The 3,323-nt window shown below is 64.1% G+C and carries 3 protein-coding genes and 1 pseudogene; 1 reads left to right on the top strand and 3 read right to left on the bottom strand.

Features of this window, described 5'->3' with window-relative positions; all coding sequences use genetic code 11:
* Positions 1-526, top strand: a 526-nt coding sequence (locus ACJ8AT_RS36180; protein WP_407742531.1) for a penicillin-binding transpeptidase domain-containing protein, incomplete at its 5' end; no start/stop codon positions are given.
* A 445-nt stretch (positions 527-971) separates the two neighbouring features.
* On the opposite strand, the gene ACJ8AT_RS36175 is transcribed toward ACJ8AT_RS36180, so the two are convergent.
* From ACJ8AT_RS36175 to ACJ8AT_RS36165, 3 genes and pseudogenes are all read right to left on the bottom strand, one after another.
* Positions 972-1,853 (bottom strand): trypsin-like serine protease, encoded by an 882-nt coding sequence (locus tag ACJ8AT_RS36175; protein ID WP_407742530.1) that lies wholly within the window; start codon positions 1,851-1,853, stop codon positions 972-974.
* A 245-nt stretch (positions 1,854-2,098) separates the two neighbouring features.
* The gene (locus tag ACJ8AT_RS36170) at positions 2,099-3,019 is read right to left on the bottom strand and encodes a trypsin-like serine protease (RefSeq protein ID WP_407742529.1); all 921 of its coding nucleotides are present in this window, start codon (positions 3,017-3,019) and stop codon (positions 2,099-2,101) included.
* 38 nt (positions 3,020-3,057) lie between these two features.
* A pseudogene (locus ACJ8AT_RS36165) lies at positions 3,058-3,323 on the bottom strand (hypothetical protein); the annotation flags it as partial.

The raw sequence follows: 3,323 nt of genomic DNA, 5'->3' as shown, positions 1-3,323 counted from the left end.
TCCTCCTTCTGGCGAGCAGGTGCTGCCTCCCGAGGTGCAGCGTGCGCTCGCGGACATGATGGAGCAGACGGTGAAGAACGGCACCGCGCGGCGCATCTTCCGCGAGCGGGCCTTCCGGGTGCCGGGCGCGGTGGGGAAGACGGGCACGCTGGCGGACAAGAGCCCGTTCCATGATTACTCGTGGTTCGTGGGCTTCGCGCCCAAGGATCACCCGCGCGTGGCCGTGGCGGCGATCGTCGTCAATGAGCCGCTGTGGCGCATTCGGGGCACCTGGCTCGGGCGCGAGGCGATGCGCCTGGCGCTGGAGCGGCTCCCGGCACCGCCGCCGCAGGCCGTGGCGGAGAAGTCGGCTCCGGCGGTGGTGGAGCCCGCCGTGGCGGAGAAGGCGATGACACCCGCCGTCCAGCCCGCAGTCACCCCTCCAACCCCGGCGAAGCCCGAGGGCCAGGAGGAGGACGATGAGTCGGAGGAGGGCACAGTGGAGATGACGGCGCCCGTCGGGCACGCCCCGCCGCCACAGCTCTGAGTCCGGGAGCACAGCCTGGGCCGCGCCGCCTACCAGAACCCCAAGGCCAGCCGAAGGTAAGGCACGGCCCAGATGTCGGAAGAGCTGCAGGTATCTATACAGATATCCAAATTCTGGCCATTGAAGAGGGTGGTGACTCCAAGGCCGGCGGAGAAGGCGACGTGGCTGGGGGACCAGTAGCGATAACCCAGCTCGGAACTGATGGCGCTCGCCAAAGCTCGCGAACGCCATGCTCTCGACCTGGAGGCCCGAGAACCCGAACCCCATGCCCGCCTCGAACTGGAGCAGGGGGAGCAGTTGGCGCGTAAAGGTCAACCCAAACTCGCCCACCGGTGCCGCCAGGCCCAGGTTCAATTCGATGGCTGTTCGATGAGATCCCCGACCTCGTTGATATCTGCCATGACAGCCTCCGAGCAGTTCCCGCTTGCGCGAATCAAGCACCAGCCTAGATCTTGTTGGCTCTCTTGAGCGCCTGCTCCAGCCACTTCCGGTGGGAGTAGACGCTCGTGAAGACGGACATCTTCCCGCCGTCCTGCGTTCGCGCGCCAATGGAGACAATGCCGACGAGCACGGTAGGGCTGGCTTTCTTGACGCAGGCGCCCCCGCTGTCCCCAATGCCTGTATGTGCCGCCACTGTGCCATCGGACAGGCGCTGCGCCTCTGCTCTGAACACCGAGTGCCCTGTCTCCAACATCAGGAGCCGTGTCACTTTGTTTTCGCCAAACTGGCGGTCCCCGTAGACAGACGAGGAATCTCCCATTCCATAACCGGCCATCTCGATAGCGTCGCCGATTTGAACCTCTGCTTCAGGAAGCAGCATGGGTTGGAAATCAAGCTCTACCGGGTTCTTGAGGAAAATGGCCGCGAGATCCGCGTTGCTCCAGACGGTTTCAGGTCTCCCATTTCTGATCCCGATGAGCACCTCAAGATCGGGATGGGGTACAATCTCGGCGTTCTTGTAGTCCGAGGTCTGTGACCCGGGTACTCCCTTCTTGGAAGGGCTGTAGACTGTCGTGGTGACGGTCGTCGCCTTGGCGCAGGGGGAGTGCTTGTCGATGATCTCTGTCAGTGTGACGCCACGCAGCTCCTCGGCTCGTGTCTTGATATCTTTCTTGGCCGGCTTCTGGGGTTTTGTCGTGGAAGATGTCTGCGACGGCTGCTCTTGAGGCGTGGCAGGGCGAGACCAACAGACACAATGTCCCGCGGTGATGACGAGACGAGGGTGAATGAGCACCCCACTGCAAGGCTTGTATGATTTTTCACCTCGCTCATTTGTGAGCGCCGTGGCAACCCTGACGGTGGGTAGAAACCGGTTGGTTGTATCCATGGGGCCTGGTCCTACGAGCAAGGCTCCATGGGGGAACAAGCCCTCAGAGGTGCCGGGAGCGCGTGGAGATTCCGCGATGCTCGGAGCGCTCGCGGAGCACCCAGCTTGAGCAACACAGAAAGTTCCCGAGATCGTGAGGAGCAAGATCCAGAAGCGCCTCGGTGGATGCTTTCCGGCTCTTGAGCCACTGTGAGTGAGTTGCCGGGTCAAAGCTTGGTTCCCTCCCCATTATCGTTGAGCAGCGGCTAGGGTGGGCTTTCGCTTGCCGCGAGGTGGAGTTCGTTGGCCAGCCATTCTCGGTACACGTAAGTGCTGGTGAAGGCCGGGGGCTTGCCCGAGCCCCTGTTTGAAATGCCTAAGAGCTCAAGGCCTTGAGCCGTCTCTCTCAAGCAGGGACCTCCCGTGTCACCCTTGTAGGAGAACAACTCCGGCGACCCGAACTGGACCCGGGCGCCATCGGGATCGAGCAACTGCGAGACAGTGTCGTGGGTGAAGCGGCGCCTTCCATCCAGGCCGTCGGTGGGGTCAATGTAGCCGTGGCCCACCACCGTCAGGCGTTCTCCAGCCTGGGCTATGCCGTCCGCCAGTCGGACAGGTTCGATGTTGGGCTGAACGGGCGTGTCCAGCCGAACGACAGCCAGATCCGCGTGATCGCCCGTGATGGCTCCCGCAGCATCCATCCGGAGTTCGAACTGGGGGTGGACGCGCACTGTCCCTCGATACTCGACGCTCCAGGACTCCACGCCCTTGCGATTCTCCAGAGGCTCGTAGGTGGCGGTGACGACGGCGGCTGTGGCTGCGCAGCTCGAAGTGTCAATCCGGGTGGTTTCTCCACTGCCGGGCCCCCCATCTTTGTGGGGCCTGCACACGCACTGGCCTGCCGTCAGCACCAGCTGACGAGTCAGCAGCACACCGGCACAGCCCCTGTAGCGAGGCTGTCCCGGGGGGGCGAGAGCGTAGACAGCCACCGTGAAGGGGAAGCGGTTGGCCTCATCCTCTTCGCCGATCAGCAAGAACGACTGCAGATCAGGGGGAGTTGAAGCCTGCCTGGCCAGAAAGTCGGTGACACTCCCAACCGTCACTCCCTCCGTCTCGCCGCGAGCGATCTTGCCCTTGCCCCCCGTGCAGTCGCCGCACCCCACCGAGAGCGCCAGGAGGCCCATCATCCAGGACAGCAGCGTTCGGGGACGGTGCATGACCGCGCTCAGGACTTGGCGAGCTTCACGAAGCCGCTGTCCAGGAAGCCCTGGAAGTACTTCAGCGCGTCCAGCTCGTGCAGCGGCGAGACGCGGACGATCGCCGCCACGTCCCGCTTGCCGTCGATGCGCGACAGCAGGTAGCGCTCCGGCGCGCTGAGCTGCATCGTCTTGAGCCGCGCCTGCGGCACCTGCAGCGTGGGCACCGTGGACGGCTCCATCAGCATCTGCCGCAGCGCCTCATGCAGCCCCACCTCCGCCTGCCGGAGCAGCT

Origin of the sequence: Hyalangium sp. (genome assembly GCF_045802625.1) — a bacterium.
Classification (GTDB): Bacteria; Myxococcota; Myxococcia; order Myxococcales; family Myxococcaceae; genus Hyalangium.
The sequence above is the reverse complement of the archived record's forward strand: the minus strand, read 5'-3'. Positions and strand labels throughout refer to the sequence as shown.